This is a genomic window from Rhodococcus sp. P4_B6, from assembly GCF_056402215.1.
This window is the reverse complement of record NZ_JBFUHV010000010.1, coordinates 42729-58580: the sequence shown is the minus strand read 5'-3', so window position 1 is coordinate 58580 and position 15852 is coordinate 42729. Positions and strand designations below refer to the sequence as shown.

Below are 15852 nucleotides of genomic sequence, written 5' to 3'. Positions count from 1 at the left end.
TTTAGGGTTCCCTTACTTGCGTAAATCCGAGCGAAGGCGCTCTTCGTCGACCTCCCAGTAACTGTGCTCACGTCCGTCGAGCAACACCACCGGCAACCGGTCGCCGAATTCGGCCCGGATTTCGGGGTCCGTGGCCGCCGCCGCGTCGACGTCTATGCACGTCAGTTCCAGCCCGAACTCCTCGCACAGAACCAGCAACCGCTCGCGGGCCGGCGCGCACGCACCGCACCCCGCCCTCGTGAGAAGCGTCACCTCGTGTCCACCCGTGCTCATGCCCCGCCACTTCCTTTCGACGCCTCCGGTGGAGTCACTGTGCCGTTTCGGGGTCCGCGGACGCCAATCGGCTCGGAGATGAACGTCACACAGTTCCCCCCGCGGGGCCATCCACCCGCCCCGTCCCCGATTCGGGGGATAGGCTGCTCCCAGAGGCTTCTGCGATACGGGAGGTGCGAGTGCCTGCGCGATCACTACCGAACGGCTCGGGTTTCGGTTCAGGTCTGGCGGGGATCATCCTCCCGGGCCGACGCCAGTTCAGGAATCCGCTGGGACCCAGCGAAGCCGAGGTACGTGCCAACGTCGCAGGTGAGGCGAGCGCCGACGCGGCCCTCGCACTTCACGTCGCGTCCGGCGAGGACACCGAACTGGTCGAACACGACGTTCCCCTCGACCTGACGGCCGCCGCGTTCTTCGACGTCGACAACACGATGGTCCAGGGCGCCTCGATCATCCACTTCGCGCGCGGGCTCGCCGCCCGCAAGTATCTGAAGACGTCCGACCTCCTCGACTTCGCGTGGAAGCAGGTCAAGTTCCGCGTCACCGGCAAGGAGAGCAGCGACGACGTCGCCTCCGGCCGGGAGAAGGCCCTGTCGTTCGTCTCCGGACGGTCGACGGCCGAACTCGCCCGCCTCGGTGAGGAGATCTACGACGAGGTGATCGCCGACAAGATCTGGCCCGGCACCCGGGCGCTGGCGCAGATGCACCTCGACGCCGGACAGCAGGTGTGGCTCGTCACCGCGACCCCGGTGGAACTGGCGCAGGTCATCGCGAAACGCCTCGGCCTCACCGGCGCCCTCGGCACGGTCGCCGAGAGCGAGGACGGGATGTTCACCGGACGTCTGGTCGGCGACATCCTGCACGGCCTCGGCAAGGCACACGCCGTGCGTGCCCTCGCGGTCCGCGAGGGCCTCAACCTCAAGCGCTGCACCGCCTACTCGGACAGCCACAACGACGTGCCGATGCTGTCGCTCGTCGGGACCGCGGTCGCGATCAACCCCGACACCGATCTGCGTGAGCTCGCCAAGAACCGGGGCTGGGAGATCCGCGACTTCCGGACCGGACGCAAGGCCGCCAAGATCGGCGTTCCCACCGCGCTGCTCCTCGGCGCGGCAGGCGGCGCACTCGCCGCCGTCGTCGCGCGCCGCCGCGAACAGGCGGCCTGAGCCGCCCGCCGCGGCTCAGCCCAGGAACACGTTCCGGCGCTTCGCGAGGAGCCGGTACAGCGTCTGCTGGATGGTCTCCCGGACGTGGTCGGTGACCTCGAACAGTTCCATCGGGTCGTCGGCCGCCGACGCGTCGTACGTGTCGGTGACGATCGGCTTGCCGAACTCGATGTACCACTTCGACGGCAACGGCACGAGCCCGAGCGGCCCGAAGTGCGGGAAGAGCGGGGTCACCGGGAAGTACGGCATCCCCAGCAGTCGGGCGAGCGTCCCGAGTTCACCGATCTTCGGGTAGATCTCCTCGGACCCCACGATCGAGCACGGAATGATCGGCGCACCGGTCCGCATGGCGGCGGACACGAAGCCACCGCGGCCGAACCGCTGCAACTTGTACCGTTCGCTGAACGGTTTGCCGATGCCCTTGAAACCTTCGGGGAACACGGCCGCGACCTCCCCGTCCTGCAGCAGGCGCACGGCGTCCGGGTGGCACGCGAGCGTGTGCCCGGCCTTGCGTGCGACACCACCGACGAGCGGCATCTCGAACGCGAGATCGGCGGCCAGCATCCGCAGCGGGCGATGCGCAGGGTGATGGTCGTGAACGGCGACCGAGGTCATCAGGCCGTCGATGGGCAGCACACCGGCATGGTTGGCGACCACCAGCGCACCGCCGGTCGATGGAATGTTCTCCAGACCGCTGACCTCCACGCGGAACCACTTGTCGAACAGCGGACGCAGGATGGGGAGCCACACGTTCTCGGCGAAGTGGGGGTCGTAGCCGAAGTCGTCGACGTGATAGTCGCCCGAGAGCCGGCGGCGCACGAACTCGGCGGTGTTGACGATCTGCTCGGCCAGGGCGTGGCGGACGGCGTCGACCGCCGAGGACTCGGTGACGGGCTGGGGTGGGGTGATCACGGAGGGCGGCGGCATCGCGGACGGATGTCTGCTCTCGCTCTGCTCACGCCTCGAACGTCCGATAGCGGTCCCGCGCGCGGCTGTCGCACCGTGCAACGGAATGACCTTCGCCACTTCGTTCACCTCTCCCCTTTCGCCGTGCCGGTAAGAGCGAGTAGTGCGTTCTCTGCTGCGTCGACCCATTCGTTCTTGATGATCGCCTTGACGCCGGCAGCACGAGCGAAGTCGTCGAGCGCCTGCATCGAGGTCCACCGTGGCTCGAAGGATAGTTCGGTTCGCATGCGCGTGGTGTCCAGTCCGCAACCGAAATGGAAGTACTCGAGTTGCTCGGTGGTGTACGACCGCATCACCGGCCCCATCAGCGCACGTCCGAGGTTGCGGAACAACCCGAACGGCATCGGGACCTCGATCCGCCCGGCGCGGCGGATGGCCTGCGACATCATGACGACGCCGTCGCCCGCGACGTTGAACGTGCCCGCCGGACCCGACACCGTGGCCCGTTCCAGCGCGGCCAGCGCGTCCTCTTCGTGCAGGACCTGCAGGCGTGCGTCCCGCCCGAGAATGGTCGGCACGACCGGTGAGGTGAGGTACTGCGCGACCGTCGCGTTGAGTCGCGGCCCGACCAGCGGTGCGAGGCGGACGATCGACACGCCGATGTCGGGGCGCCTGCGCCCCATTCCGCGCAGATACCCCTCGATCTCGATGCAGTCCCGCGCGTACGCGCCCGCCGGGCGGCGCCGGGCGCTCATCTCCTCGGTGAACTTGGCCGGGTCCTTGGCGCTGCAGCCGTAGACCACGGAGGCCGAACGCAACACGACCTTACGGACGCTCGGAGCCTTCTGGCAGACGGCGAACAACTGCATCGCGCCGATGACGTTCATGTCCTTCATGGCCGCGCGACTACCCGACTTCGGCGGGCGCGCCAGCGTCGACGCGTGCACGACGGTGTCGACCTCGGCGTTACGAATAACCTTGCCGATCAAGGGATTCCGGATGTCGGCGCGCACGAACTCGGCGCGGCCCATGCGGCGCAACATGTCCTTGCTCGGCGACACCGCGTCCACCGCGATGACCCGCTCGATGGCCGGATTCTGAGCGAGCCGGGTGACCAGATATCCACCCAGAAACCTGCTGGCCCCAGTGACCAGCACGACGCGCGGCACCGCCGTCCGCGTAGTACTGTCTTCGTCACTCACAACCACTAAGACCCCCGATCACGTAGCGAGTGACGTCAACGATACGTGCAGGAAGGGGATGGCGCTCCGCACAACGGCAATTGGCCGGTCGCCCGATACGCGACAGGCCCGCCGTGAAACGACGGATGCCCGCCACCGGAGGTGACGGGCATCCAGACGCAACTCTTTACTTACCGAGTTTCCTGCGCTGCACTCGGGTGCGGCGAAGCAGCTTACGGTGCTTCTTCTTCGACATGCGCTTGCGTCGCTTCTTGATCACTGAACCCATAGCGGGTGTCCCTCACGTTCTTCTCTAGCGTTCCTGCGCACGCCGATCACGTACGCTCGCGCCACTCTGGCGCCTGGGCCTCGTTTTAACTAGCTCAGCGCCTTACGACACCAGCTGGCTGGTACGACAGTCGCTAATCGTACCGGTGCGGGTCCTCTCCCCGAAAACGAGGTCGAAGTGACCCTCTTCGTGCCGATCGGTCAACCGGCGTCGAAGTACGAGGTTTCGAGGTAGTCGTGCACTGCTTTCGCATGCACTCTGAACGAGCGGCCCACGCGGACGGCGGGCAGTTCGCCGCTGTGCACCAACCGATACACAGTCATCTTGGACACTCTCATCAGCGTCGCTACCTCGGCGACGGTGAGAAATTGCGTTCCGGCCAGTGCCGGTTGTCCGTCCGGGGCCGAGCCCTTGGACGGCTTTTTTGCAGACGTCATCAACCACTTACCTCCGGCACGTCTCGCGCCGCCGGCTTCCCCTCCGGCGGAACAGACACGCACGTGCTACTTCGAGCTTAGCGGGACGGATGGGGTTACTGCGACGGGTGTGGGCAATCGAATATTCATTCGGTCGTCGTGCCGAGTTCGGCAGAACGAATTTTCGCGGCTTCGAGGGCGTCGAAAAATGCTGTTCGGAGACCGTTTCCCTCCAGCCGGCGGATTGCCGCCGCGGTGGTTCCGCCGGGTGAAGTCACGGCGGCACGAAGTTCGGTCGCGCTCTCCCCCGACCTGTCGAGCATGGCCGCGGAGCCGACCATGGTCTGCACGACCAGTTCGGTCGCGGTCGCCCGGGTCAGTCCGAGCCCCACGCCCGCGTCGATCATGGCCTCGGCGACCAGGAAGAAATAGGCCGGACCGGAGCCGGAGACGGCGGTGACGGCGTCGATCTGCGATTCGGGGACGACGACGACCTTGCCGACCGACGACAGGACGCCGCGGACCAGTTCGAGGTGTTCCTTCTTCACGTGCCTGCCGGGCGCGAGCACGCTGACGCCCTCACCGACCAGCATGGGCGTGTTGGGCATGACCCGGACCACGGGGAACCCGGCGGGCAGTCTCGTCTCGTAGAAGGCGGTGGGGATACCGGCAGCGAGCGAGACGAGCAGCTGCTCGCGCTCGCCGTCGAGTTCCACCTTGGACACCTCGGTGAGCGCGGACTCGACGTCTCCCGGCTTGACGGCCATCACGATGACGTCGGCGCCTTCGGCGGCGTCGGACGGGGTGGTGACCCGCACCGAGTACGCCGCTGCCAGCTCGTCGGCGCGCGCCGGGTGCTGCTCGGCCACCACCAGATCCTTGACGGCGTGACCTGCCTGCAGAAGCCCCGAGATGAGGGCCTCGCCGATCTTGCCGCCTCCGATTACCGCGATTCTCGTCATGGCGAACAGCCTGCCACGACGCTCTGCGGCGCCTTCCTAGCGGGGGATCATCGCCAGTTGCCGGCTCTGCACGACGATCGCCCCGGTGGAGTCGAGGACGGTGTGGTCCTCCTCGAACCATGCGCCGCCGAGCACCGTGCTGCTGGCCATCACGCGCAGCCAGCCCGGCGCGGGCTGCCTGCGCAGGTAGGTGGTCAGCTGGACCGTCGGCGCCCAGCCGAACATGCCGCGGTTCATCGTCACGGGGGCGCTGATGTCGCCGGTCATGATCGCGAACAGCGCCGCCGTGTCCGGGTCGCTCTCGTCGCCCGCGCGCGGTCGCACCCACATGCGGACCTCGGGTTCGCCCTGGTTGCCGGTCAGGAAGTGCGCCGACGTCCCGTCCACCCGCATGTCGCAGCCCTGGGCCACGTGGACGATCTGCCCCATCGGGTGGTCGGCCGTGAGCACGACGGCGTCGGCGGGCGGTTCCACCGGGAGCTGCGCCAGGGCGTGGTCTCCGCTGTACTGCGGCTCCCCCACGTCGGGGACGCCGAGCGTGACCGACGCGTGGACGGCAACGCGGTCGCCCTGCGTCAGCTCCACGTCGACGAACGACACCTGCTTGCCCTGCTTGCGCACCGTCGTCGACAGAGTCACCTCGCCCGGGTCGGGGGCGGACAGGTAGTTGGCCCCGACTGCGAGGGGCTGCACCCGGGCCGGCCCGGCATCGCCGGTCTCGTCGAGCAGTCGCCTGCGGGCGGCGGCGGCGCAGAGCGACATCATCGAACCGCCGTGCACCTTGGGGCCGATGGTCCAGATCGGGTCGATCGACGCCCGGTACGTCCCGTCACCGGCAGCGGTGAGGACGTTGAGATCGTGGAAGGGAGTTGAGCTCACTGCTGGTCCTGTTCTTCGGGGTTCCGGAGACGCTTCTGTGCGACGTCCTGGTGTGCGAGCCGGCGCATCGCGGCGATCACCGGTTCGTAGACGGCCGTGCCCAGCACCGCGTACCGGATCGCATCCTCGGCCGATGCGGTGGGCATGAGCCCGATGTCGATCTCGGCGATCCCGCGCACGTGGCGCCCGTAGGCGTCGAGTCGCTCCTCGGTCATCGGGATGCCGGCTTCCTCGAGTGCCACGAGGGCACGTTCGAGCTGACCGACCGCGACGTACCGGGGGTCGTAGACCTGCCCGAGCCTGTCGAGGACGGCGCGGGCCCGGGGGAACTCGTCGGCGTCGTCGGCGGGGGTGTCGAGGTAGGGCGGGAGTTGCGCGATGGCCTGGCCGAGCACGTCGAACAGTGAGCCGTCGGGATGGTCGACGAGGCGGAGTATCTCCCGGATGCGGGGAATCGGCAGTCCGGCTCCGGCCAGCGCCTTGACGAGGCCGAGGCGCTGCACGTGCTCCTCGCCGTACCGGGCCTGGGTGGCGCTCGTCGCCTCGCCGGGCATCAGCAGACCTTCGCGCAGGTAGTACTTCACCGTCGCGAGCGGAACGCCGGTACGGGCGACCAACTCGGAAACGCGCACGGCCCCTCCTTCGACAACCAGACTGGATACTGAAACTATCCAATGTGGCCCCGAGCTTACCGCAGGAGAAACTCGGCAGACGCCTCAGGTGTCGTCGTGATCGCCACCGGAGTGGCTGCGTGGCGACCCCGACGCGGCGCGTCCCGGTTCGAGATGTTCACGGGCGAAGGCCAGCGCCTGCGCGAGCATCGACGACCGTTCCCGGCGGGTTCGGGCGTTCTGCGTGTTGATCTCGACCACGGCCTGCCCGTCGAACCCGGTGTCGACGAGGTGCCGGCACAGCTGCGCGCAGGGCTGGGCGCCGTGACCGGGAATGAGGTGCTCGTCCATCGACGCACCCCGGCCGTCGGCGAGGTGGAGATGCGCGAGGCCCTCCCCCATCCGCTCCGCCAGTTTCATCGCATCCATTCCGGCCGTGGCCGTGTGCGACAGGTCGAGCGTGTAGTGGGCGTGCCCCGAATCGGTGGGGTCGTAGGACGGGCTGAACGCCGACAGCGCGGCCCCGGGTCCGCCCCGCCGCCGCAACCGCTCGGCGGATCTCTCCTTGCTGCCGAAGAAGCCGTCCGCCCGCATCGGGAACATGTTCTCCACCGCGACGATCACGTCGCTGCGCCGTTCCAGGTCGGCCACCTGATCGGCGAAGCCGTCGGCGTACCGGCGCTGCCAGCGGAACGGGGGGTGCACCACAACGCTCGTCGCCCCGAGCGATTCGGCGGTGCGGACGGAACGCTCCAGCTTCGCGACGGGGTCGGCGCCCCACACCCGCTGCGAGATGAGCAGGCACGGCGCGTGGATCGCCTGAACCGGGATCGCGTACCTGCGCACCAGCCCGGCCACGGCGGCGGCGTCCTGGCTGACCGATTCGGCCCACACCATCAGTTCGACGCCGTCGTATCCCAGATCGGCCGCGTACCGGAAGGCCGCCTCGGTGTTCTCCGGGTACACCGAGGCCGTCGACAGGCCCACCAGTACCTTCCGCCCACGCGGTGACCGTCGAATCTGCTCGTGCCCACTGTCCCCGACCATGAGCAACTCAGCCCGACGCAAGCATGAAGGCTAACGGCCCCAGAGTGACGATCATCCCGACGACGACGGCGATCACGAAGCTGGTGATGTCGTCGGTGCGGCGCAGGATGCGGACCATGGCGACCAGGCCCACGATGACGAGCAGCGCCAGAATCAGCGCGACCCACGGGAAGACGTCCCACAGCTTCTCGAAACCCTTGAAGAGCAGGGCCCCGGCGATCACGGCCACCACACCCTGGCCGATGAGAACGGCCCACTCACGGGTGGAGTTCTCGCCGGCCTCGTCCTTGCCTGTCTTCTCCGCTTTCGCGGCCTTCTCCGCCTTCGCCTCCTTGCGGGAACGGCGCGGGGTGTCGGACTTCTGCGTGTCGTCGCGCTGGCCGGTGTCCGCCTCGTCGGTGGCGGCCTCGATGAGGTCCGTCTCCTCGGCCGCGTTCGCCGCATCCGAGTCCCGGGACTGACGCATCAGGTCGCCGGCCAGCGTCGATCCGGACAGCAGCGCGGGCTCCGGCTTCGCCTTGGCGGGAGCCTCCGGCTTCGGCGTCTTCACGAACTTCGACGCGCCGTTCGACGCCGCTGCCGTACCCGACTTCGCTGCCGTACCCGACTTCGCTGCGGCGCCCGCCTTCGCCGGGGTTCCGGGTTTCGCCGGGGCCTCGGGCTTCACGGGTGCGTCGGACTTCGCGGCCGGTTCGGCCTTGGCCGTTGTGTCGGGCTTGGCCGTTGTGCCGGACTTGGCCGTTGTGCCGGGCTTGGCCGGGGGTTCGGCCTTCGGCGCCGGTGTCACCCGCGGAGCGGCGACGGTCGGGGCCGGCTCCGGCTTCTTCACGACCGGGGCGGCCACCGTCGGAGCCGGCGTCGGGGCGGCGGCCTGCGGCGCCGGCGGTTCCTTCCGGACGGACCGGCTGACCCAGGTTCCCTGGTGATCGCGCGACGTCCCGCCCGGCACCACGGCGCGGCCACGGCCGGCGGGGCGACTGGCGATGGGTTCGTCGTCGTCATCGTCGCTGTCGTCGACTGGAGCCTTGAAAGCGGCCGTGCGCTCGTCGGCCCTCGCCGACGGTGCTGCCGGCGCCGACGGTGCAGTCGGCGTGGGCGTGCGCGACGGCTCGGGCGCGGCCGGTTCCGGTTCGGATTCGAGTGCCCGCGATTCGGACGGATCCCGGACCACCGGAATTTCACCGGTCAACTCGGCGACGGAGATTCCTCCCGCGACGCCGCGCCGACGCCGCCCGCCCCGGGACTCCACCTGCTGCCCGTTGCGTTTGAGCAGTTCTGACACAGAGATCTGCTGACTGTCCTCGGTCATCGAGCACCCACCATCAATTCACCGCCCATTTCCGTATCGAGCTTGCGGAGGATCAATCCCTCGCGCAGAGCCCAGGGGCAGATTTCGAGTTCCTCCACGCCCAGTGCTCTCATGCTGGCCTCCGCAACGAGCGCTCCGGCCACGATCTGCTGCGACCTGTCGGAGCTCACCCCTTCTAATTCTGCACGGTCCGAGGCCGTCATCCGCGAAATGAAAGCTATGAGTTGCCTGAGACCGCTGGCGGTGAGCGTGCGCTTGACCCGCGGGCCCGCGCCGGACGGTGCGGCGCCCGTCAGCCGGGCCAGCGAGCGGAACGTCTTCGACGTGCCGACGGCCCGGTCCCACTGCCCCGCCGTGCGCAGTTCCTTCGCCGGGACGGTCAGTTCGGCGTCCAGCCAGTCCCTCAGCACCGCCACGCGACGCTTGCCCGGCGGGTCGGCCTCGAGCCAGTCCCGGGTGAGCCGTCCCGCGCCGAGTTGCAGCGACAGCGCGACGTCCGGGTCCTCGTCGCCGCCCGTCGTCAGCTCGAGGGATCCGCCGCCGATGTCGAGGTTCAGGATGCGGCCGGCGCTCCACCCGAACCAGCGGCGCACGGCGAGGAACGTCAGCCGCGCCTCGTCGACACCCGACAGGACCTCCAGCGTCACGCCGGTCTCGTCGTGCACGCGCGCGAGCACGTCGTCCGAGTTGTTGGCGTCGCGGACGGCGGACGTCGCGAAGGCCATGAGTTCACCGCACCCGGATGTCCTCGCGATGCTGGAGAAGTCTGCCACCGTCGTGACCAGGCGATCTGCACCTTGAGTGGTGATGTCGCCCTTGTCGTCGGTGTTCTCCGCCAGCCTCAGAGTCGACTTGGTCGAACTCATCGGTGTGGGGTGGCCGCCCCTGTGGGCGTCCACTACGAGAAGATGGACGGTGTTGCTTCCGACGTCGAGTACCCCTAGTCGCACATTGACACGGTACTGGGTCTACCGTCGGGCTTTGTGACAGCACGTAAAGCAGGGCGTTCACACAAGATGACACCCAGCCCCGAAGTACCCCTCGACTTCGCTCGCGAATGGGTCGAATTTCCCGATCCCGACAACGCCGAGCACCTCATCGCCGCGGACATGACGTGGCTGCTATCCCACTGGACCTGCGTGTTCGGCACTCCGGCCTGCCAGGGCATCATCGGCGACCGGCCGGACGACGGCTGCTGTTCGCACGGCGCGTTCCTCTCCGACGAGGAGGATTTGGAGAAGCTGAACAAGTCAGTGAAGCTGCTCACACCCGAGAACTGGCAGTTCATGGAGAAGGGGCTCGGCAAGAAGGGGTACATCGAGGAGGACGACCTCGAGGACGAGCCCGCGCTGCGCACCCGCCGGTATCAGGGGGCCTGCATCTTCCTGAACCGCCCCGGCTTCGAGGGCGGCGTCGGTTGCGCGCTGCACTCGATGGCGCTCGAGCGCGGGATCGAGCCGCTCGAGGTCAAGCCCGACGTGTGCTGGCAGCTTCCGATCCGCCGCACCCAGGAGTGGGTGGAACGCCCCGACGGCGAGCAGATCCTCAAGACCACCATCACCGAGTACGACCGGCGTGGCTGGGGTGAGGGCGGCTCGGACCTGGACTGGTACTGCTCGGGCTCACCCGACGCCCACGTGGGCGCCAAGGCGGTCTGGCAGTCGTACGCGCCGGAGCTGACGGAGCTGCTCGGCAAGGCCGCGTACGCGGAATTGGCGACGCTGTGCAAGCGCAGGGCCGGCCTCGGACTCGTCGCCGTGCATCCCGCGACCGTGGCCGCACAGAAGAGGGCCGCCGGGTAACGGATCGGACCTGCCGGTCGATTTAGCCGTCACGGCCCCATTCCGGGCACAGCCACGACGGGAGAGATCATGTTCGCTCGCATTCTGACCGGTGCCCTGCTGACCGCCGCCGCAACGCTCGCTCTCGCGCCGACCGCGTCCGCCGACCCGACCCCGGACTGGAACACCTTCTACGACAAGACGGCGAACTTCGTCGCACCGTTCGATCCGGGCGCCTTCGGCGACAAGGCTGACCGGGCCCTCGTCCTGAGCCCGTACGGAACCGGCAGGGTCATCGAGTGCAAGGGCGACGGACACTACGTCGCGGTCTACTGCAGGCAGTTCGACGACCAGGGCCGCGAGCACGCGATCACGCAGATCATCTCGGCGCCGTTCCGCGGCGTCTGGGTGTACAACCCGTTCTGACAGTCGCCCGTTCCGGCAAACGCCCACGAATTCGTCAGCCGCACCGGCAATTGCCTGTGCGGCTGACGAATTCGTGCGCAACTGTGGCGGATCGGCGTCCGCTCACGCCTCCAGTTTGTAGCCCAGCCCGCGGACGGTGACGAGGTGTTCCGGCTTCGCCGGGTCGGTCTCGATCTTCGAGCGCAGACGCTTGACGTGCACGTCGAGGGTCTTGGTGTCGCCGACGTAGTCCGCGCCCCACACCCGGTCGATCAACTGTCCGCGGGTGAGTACCCGGCCCGAGTTCCGCAGCAGGTACTCGAGGAGGTCGAACTCCTTGAGCGGCAGCGTGACGGCGTCACCGTTCACCTGCACCACGTGCCGTTCGACGTCCATCCGGACCGGTCCGGCCTCGAGGACTGCCGAGTCCTGCGCGACGTCGAGTTCGCTGTCGACGCCGCGGCGCAGCACCGCGCGGATGCGGGCGATCAGTTCCCGCGCCGAATACGGCTTGGTCACGTAGTCGTCGGCGCCGAGTTCGAGACCCACCACCTTGTCGATCTCGCTGTCCCGTGCCGTCACCATGATGACGGGGACACCGGATCGGCTGCGGAGTTGCTTGCAGACGTCCGTGCCGCTCATGCCGGGCAGCATGAGGTCGAGGAGGACGATGTCGGCACCGGCCCGGTCGAACTCGGCGAGCGCGGACGGTCCGTCGCCGACGATCGTCGTCTCGAATCCTTCCTTGCGAAGCAGGAAGGCCAATGGGTCGGCCAGTGACTCCTCGTCTTCCACGATCAGCACACTTGTCATCGCTTGGCCTCCATACCGGTTTCTCTCCTCCCGACAGTTCCGCCGTCGGCGTCCCCGCCGTTCGTCTCTACTGTCTCGATGTGTGCAGGAATCTGCAGGGTAAACGTCGAACCCGTTCCTGGCTTGCTCCACAGGTCGATCGATCCGTTGTGGTTGGCGGCCACGTGCTTGACGATCGCGAGGCCGAGTCCCGTTCCGCCGGTCGCCCGGGCCCGCGCCTTGTCGACGCGGAAGAAACGTTCGAAGACGCGTTCCTGGTCGGCCTTGGCGATGCCTTCGCCGCGGTCGGTCACCGAGATCGCCACGTTGTCGCCGCGGATGGACCGGCTCACCGAGACCGGGGATCCCTTCGGCGAATAGGCGATGGCGTTCTGCACCAGGTTGGACAGCGCGGTGACGAGCAGCGCGCGGTCGCCGAGCACTTCGTAGCCGCTGTTGTGGTCCGTGGTGACGGCGATGCCTGCGGCTTCCGCGGAGATCTTGCAACGCTGCAGGGCCTCGTCCACCACCTCGTCGACGGCGACGGCCTCGAGGTCGGGCAGCTTCTCGGCGCCCTGCAGCCGGGACAGCGCGATCAGTTCGGTGACCATCTTGCCGAGCCTGACGGATTCACCGAGCACGCGTTCGCCGAAGTGCCGGACCGAATCGGGGTCGTCCGCCGATTCGAGAAGTGCCTCCGCGAGCAGTCCCATCGCGCCGACCGGGGTCTTGAGTTCGTGGCTGACGTTGGCGACGAAGTCGCGGCGGGTCGCTTCCATCCGCACCTGCTCGGAGTCGTCGTCGGCGAACAGGACCACGAAGTTGTGGTCTTCCTTGCTGAGCAGTCGTGCGGTGCCGCGCACCGCGATCCGGTCGCGCCCCCGCTGCGGGTTCTTGGTGCTGAGGTCGACCTCGACGGGTTCGCCGGTTTCGAGGACGCGGAGCGCCGCCACCCACGCACGGTCGTCGACGAGCCGGTTCCGCACCAGGCCCAGCTCTTCGGCGCGGGGGTTGAACAGGACGACGTCGTGGAACTGGTCGACCACGGCGATGCCGCTCTCGGATGCCAGCACGATCAGGTCGAGGACCTGCGACATCGTGAGCCCCGACGTTTCTTCCATTCGCTGCGCCTGCCGGGTAGACAGCATGGGGATCAGCACGCCACCGACGAGGTAACCGACGAAGCCGCCCACGATGGCAAGCAAGACGGCTTGAACAACACTCACGCCTRAATCGTACGTTCGCGCGGCGGGCCGGTTACGCAGGGTCCAGGCATTTCCGCGCACGTCACACGCGGCAACCGGAGTCTTCGTCCGCAGTTAACCTGCTGTTGGCCGGACGTCCCGCGAACGGGACGTCCGGCCGGTTGCACGGGTTACTTCCCGCCCTGGTTCGCGACCGCGGCGGCGCCTGCGGCGGCCGCCTCGGGGTCGAGGTAGGTGCCGCCGGGGTTGAGCGGCTTCAGGTTCTCGTCCAGGTCGTAGCGCAGCGGGATGCCCGTGGGGATGTTCAGCCCGGCGATGTCCTCGTCGGAGATTCCGTCGAGGTGCTTGACGAGGGCACGCAGCGAGTTGCCGTGCGCGGTGATCAGGACGGTCTTGCCGGCCTTCAGATCGGCCGAGATGGTGTCTTCCCAGTACGGGATCAGGCGGACGACGACGTCCTTCAGGCACTCCGTGAGCGGGACCTCGTCGAGGTTCGCGTAGCGGGGATCGGTGTCCTGGCTGTATTCGCTGCCGGCCTCGATCGTCGGCGGCGGGGTGTCGTAGCTGCGGCGCCACAGCATGAACTGCTCGTCGCCGTACTTGTCCTTGACCTGCGCCTTGTTGCGTCCCTGCAGGGCGCCGTAGTGGCGCTCGTTGAGACGCCAGTCGCGGATGACGGGAATCCAGTGCCGGTCTGCCGTGTCGAGCGCGATGTTGGCGGTGCTGATGGCGCGGCGCAGCAGCGACGTGTACAGCACGTCGGGGAGCAGGTTGTGCTCGAGCAGCAATTCGCCGGCGCGCTTGCCCTCGGCGATGCCCTTATCGGTCAGGTGGACGTCCACCCAGCYGGTGAACAAGTTGAGCGCATTCCATTCGCTCTCGCCGTGGCGGAGCAGCACAAGGGTTCCGGTACTCATGCCGTTCATCCTGGCATGCCTGCCGGAACCCTCGCGCCGTGAACCCCTGCCGTCAGCTCCGGCGGGCCTCGCCGGCCCGGAGATCCTTGCGGAGGATCTTGCCTGCGGCGGACTTGGGGACGAGGTCGATGAACTCGACCCTGCGGACCTTCTTGTGCGGGGAGACCCGGGCGGCGACGAACGCGATCACCGCGGCCTCATCCAGATCCTTGGCACCGGGCTGGGCGACGACGAACGCCTTCGGCACCTCCTCACCCTCGTCGTCGAGGACACCGATGACGGCGGCGTCGGCGATCTGCGGGTGCGTGAGCAGCAGCGCCTCGAGTTCGGCGGGCGGCACCTGATACCCCTTGTACTTGATCAGCTCCTTCATCCGGTCCACGATCGTCACCACCCCCTCGGCGTCGACGGTCGCGATGTCCCCGGTGTGCAGAAACCCGTCCGCATCCAGGGTYTCCGCGGTSGCCGCSTCGTTGCCSAGGTACCCGGCCATGATGTTCGGRCCCKYRCACCACAACTCCCCCGGCGCGCTGACCCCCTCGGCCGGGTAGGCGACCTCCAGCCCGGTGGCSGGGTCGACSAGYTTGCAYTCCATGTTCGCGATCGTCGGGCCGACCGAGTCGAGGGCGATGTCGTCSCGGTCGAACGGGATCGCGTGCGAGACCGGGCTCATCTCCGACATCCCGTAGCCCTGCCGGACCCGGCASCCGAGCCGGGTSGCGACGGCCCTGCCCAGTTCCTGATCCAGCGGGGCGGCACCGGAGAASAYCGAATGCACCGAGGACAGGTCGTAGTCGTCGACCAACGGGTGCTTGGCCAACGCCACCGCGACCGGCGGCGCGATGAACACATACGTGCACCGCTGCCCGGAGACGATGCTCAGGAACTCGACGAGGTCGAACTTCGGCATCGTCACCAGGGCGGCCCGGTTGTAGAGGGCGGCGTTGAGCAGCACCGTCATCCCGTAGATGTGGAAGAACGGCAGCACCGCCAAAAGCCTGTCGTCGGCGCCGATGCCCATCCGCGGGTTGATCTGACACACGTTCGCGACCAGGTTGCGGTGGGTGAGCATCACCCCCTTCGGGCGGCCGGTGGTCCCCGACGAATACGGCAGCACCGCCAGCTGGGTGGCCGGGTCGAACGACACCTCCGGGGCCGGGTGGCCCTCGGTGAGCAGATCCGCCAGGGACGGGTGCCCGKCGGCGCCGTCGAGGACGATCACATTCTCGGTGGGGATTCCGACCCTCGCCGCCGCATCCTKGGCYTGCGGYAGCAGYGGGGAGACGGTGAACAGGAACTTCGCGTGCGAGTCGGTGAGCTGTTTGGCGATGTCCTCGGCGGTGTAGAGGGCGTTGATGGTGGTGGCGACGCCGCCGGCGCGCAGGATGCCGTGGAACACCGCGGCGAACGCGGGCACGTTCGGTGAGTGCAGGGCCACCACCTCACCGACCGCGAGGCCGCGGGCGGCCAGCGCCCCCGCCACCCCGTCGATCTGCCCGACCAGGGTTCGGTAGGTGGTGACCGCACCGGAGGTGCCGTCGATCAGGGCGGGCCGTTCCGCATCCGCCGGGTCGACCCGACCGAACAGGAAATCGTAGACACTGAGGTTCGGGATCTCGACGTCCGGAAACGGGCTCTTGAAGCTCACGTGGGTCACTCCCTCGAAGTGTTGCAGCAGCAGTTGTGACACCAGTCACAGGTTCGCCGCAACTC

18 protein-coding genes are annotated in these 15852 nt (G+C 68.1%); 3 read left to right on the top strand and 15 right to left on the bottom strand.

Annotated features, from left to right (window positions below; all coding sequences use genetic code 11):
• Positions 1–12: 12 nt before the first annotated feature.
• Entirely contained in the window at positions 13–273 is a 261-nt protein-coding gene (locus AC1DWT_RS07070; protein ID WP_072939874.1) for a glutaredoxin family protein, read from the bottom strand.
• Positions 274–452: 179 nt separating this feature from the next.
• On the opposite strand from AC1DWT_RS07070, the gene AC1DWT_RS07065 reads away from it, so the two are divergent.
• Positions 453–1439: an HAD family hydrolase gene (locus tag AC1DWT_RS07065; RefSeq protein WP_072939871.1), complete on the top strand. Its 987-nt coding sequence runs from the start codon at positions 453–455 to the stop codon at positions 1437–1439.
• Positions 1440–1454: 15 nt separating this feature from the next.
• Here the strand turns inward: AC1DWT_RS07065 and AC1DWT_RS07060 are convergent, their stop codons facing one another.
• The 10 genes from AC1DWT_RS07060 to AC1DWT_RS07015 form a co-directional block, all read right to left on the bottom strand.
• Positions 1455–2474: a lysophospholipid acyltransferase family protein gene (locus AC1DWT_RS07060; RefSeq protein WP_072939868.1), complete on the bottom strand. Its 1020-nt coding sequence runs from the start codon at positions 2472–2474 to the stop codon at positions 1455–1457.
• Positions 2471–3514: an NAD-dependent epimerase/dehydratase family protein gene (locus AC1DWT_RS07055; protein WP_083395791.1), complete on the bottom strand. Its 1044-nt coding sequence runs from the start codon at positions 3512–3514 to the stop codon at positions 2471–2473. The genes AC1DWT_RS07060 and AC1DWT_RS07055 overlap by 4 nt, the downstream gene beginning before the upstream one ends.
• 199 nt (positions 3515–3713) lie before the next feature.
• Entirely contained in the window at positions 3714–3815 is a 102-nt protein-coding gene (locus AC1DWT_RS07050) for a 30S ribosomal protein bS22 (protein WP_003402602.1), read from the bottom strand.
• 200 nt (positions 3816–4015) lie between these two features.
• The gene (locus AC1DWT_RS07045) at positions 4016–4252 is read right to left on the bottom strand and encodes a helix-turn-helix domain-containing protein (protein WP_005258384.1); all 237 of its coding nucleotides are present in this window, start codon (positions 4250–4252) and stop codon (positions 4016–4018) included.
• 125 nt (positions 4253–4377) lie between these two features.
• Complete coding sequence (proC, locus tag AC1DWT_RS07040) at positions 4378–5193, bottom strand: pyrroline-5-carboxylate reductase (RefSeq protein ID WP_072939866.1); 816 nt, start codon at positions 5191–5193, stop codon at positions 4378–4380.
• Between the two features lie 36 nt (positions 5194–5229).
• Entirely contained in the window at positions 5230–6072 is an 843-nt protein-coding gene (locus AC1DWT_RS07035; RefSeq protein WP_095862551.1) for a thioesterase family protein, read from the bottom strand.
• On the bottom strand, positions 6069–6704 hold the full coding sequence (locus AC1DWT_RS07030) for a MerR family transcriptional regulator (RefSeq protein ID WP_072939861.1): 636 nt from the start codon (positions 6702–6704) through the stop codon (positions 6069–6071). The genes AC1DWT_RS07035 and AC1DWT_RS07030 overlap by 4 nt, the downstream gene beginning before the upstream one ends.
• Positions 6705–6788: 84 nt before the next feature.
• The gene (locus AC1DWT_RS07025; protein ID WP_095862550.1) at positions 6789–7730 is read right to left on the bottom strand and encodes a sugar phosphate isomerase/epimerase family protein; all 942 of its coding nucleotides are present in this window, start codon (positions 7728–7730) and stop codon (positions 6789–6791) included.
• A 7-nt stretch (positions 7731–7737) separates the two neighbouring features.
• Positions 7738–9039 (bottom strand): hypothetical protein, encoded by a 1302-nt coding sequence (locus AC1DWT_RS07020; protein WP_206013064.1) that lies wholly within the window; start codon positions 9037–9039, stop codon positions 7738–7740.
• On the bottom strand, positions 9036–9989 hold the full coding sequence (locus tag AC1DWT_RS07015; protein ID WP_206013066.1) for a Ppx/GppA family phosphatase: 954 nt from the start codon (positions 9987–9989) through the stop codon (positions 9036–9038). Before AC1DWT_RS07015 ends, AC1DWT_RS07020 begins: the two co-directional genes overlap by 4 nt.
• Positions 9990–10055: 66 nt before the next feature.
• Between AC1DWT_RS07015 and AC1DWT_RS07010 the strand changes: the two genes are divergently transcribed.
• Together AC1DWT_RS07010 and AC1DWT_RS07005 are read left to right on the top strand one after the other, a co-directional pair.
• Positions 10056–10841, top strand: a complete 786-nt coding sequence (locus tag AC1DWT_RS07010; RefSeq protein WP_095862547.1) for a DUF3109 family protein — start codon at positions 10056–10058, stop codon at positions 10839–10841.
• 69 nt (positions 10842–10910) lie between these two features.
• Positions 10911–11246, top strand: coding sequence for a hypothetical protein (locus AC1DWT_RS07005; RefSeq protein ID WP_072939847.1), 336 nt, complete (start codon positions 10911–10913; stop codon positions 11244–11246).
• A 102-nt stretch (positions 11247–11348) separates the two neighbouring features.
• On the opposite strand, the gene AC1DWT_RS07000 is transcribed toward AC1DWT_RS07005, so the two are convergent.
• From AC1DWT_RS07000 to AC1DWT_RS06985, 4 genes are all read right to left on the bottom strand, one after another.
• A complete protein-coding gene (locus AC1DWT_RS07000; RefSeq protein ID WP_072939844.1) occupies positions 11349–12038 on the bottom strand; it encodes a response regulator transcription factor in 690 nt (229 codons plus the stop codon).
• Positions 12035–13243 carry a sensor histidine kinase gene (locus AC1DWT_RS06995; RefSeq protein WP_095862546.1) on the bottom strand — a complete coding sequence of 403 codons (1209 nt, stop codon included), beginning with the start codon at positions 13241–13243 and terminating at the stop codon, positions 12035–12037. Before AC1DWT_RS06995 ends, AC1DWT_RS07000 begins: the two co-directional genes overlap by 4 nt.
• Positions 13244–13392: 149 nt before the next feature.
• The gene (locus tag AC1DWT_RS06990; RefSeq protein WP_477920065.1) at positions 13393–14148 is read right to left on the bottom strand and encodes a phosphoglyceromutase; all 756 of its coding nucleotides are present in this window, start codon (positions 14146–14148) and stop codon (positions 13393–13395) included.
• 43 nt (positions 14149–14191) lie between these two features.
• Positions 14192–15787: an AMP-binding protein gene (locus tag AC1DWT_RS06985; protein WP_477920063.1), complete on the bottom strand. Its 1596-nt coding sequence runs from the start codon at positions 15785–15787 to the stop codon at positions 14192–14194.
• Positions 15788–15852 lie beyond the last annotated feature (65 nt).

Bases quoted from the DNA above. Each gene is read 5' to 3' on its own strand.
- AC1DWT_RS07010 (WP_095862547.1), top strand. From the start codon at position 10,056: ATGACACCCAGCCCCGAAGTACCCCTCGACTTCGCTCGCGAATGGGTC.
- AC1DWT_RS07070 (WP_072939874.1), bottom strand. From the start codon at position 273: ATGAGCACGGGTGGACACGAGGTGACGCTTCTCACGAGGGCGGGGTGC.
- proC (WP_072939866.1), bottom strand. From the start codon at position 5,193: ATGACGAGAATCGCGGTAATCGGAGGCGGCAAGATCGGCGAGGCCCTC.
- AC1DWT_RS07050 (WP_003402602.1), bottom strand. From the start codon at position 3,815: ATGGGTTCAGTGATCAAGAAGCGACGCAAGCGCATGTCGAAGAAGAAG.
- AC1DWT_RS07020 (WP_206013064.1), bottom strand. From the start codon at position 9,039: ATGACCGAGGACAGTCAGCAGATCTCTGTGTCAGAACTGCTCAAACGC.
- AC1DWT_RS07005 (WP_072939847.1), top strand. From the start codon at position 10,911: ATGTTCGCTCGCATTCTGACCGGTGCCCTGCTGACCGCCGCCGCAACG.
- AC1DWT_RS07000 (WP_072939844.1), bottom strand. From the start codon at position 12,038: ATGACAAGTGTGCTGATCGTGGAAGACGAGGAGTCACTGGCCGACCCA.
- AC1DWT_RS07025 (WP_095862550.1), bottom strand. From the start codon at position 7,730: ATGGTCGGGGACAGTGGGCACGAGCAGATTCGACGGTCACCGCGTGGG.
- AC1DWT_RS07045 (WP_005258384.1), bottom strand. From the start codon at position 4,252: ATGACGTCTGCAAAAAAGCCGTCCAAGGGCTCGGCCCCGGACGGACAA.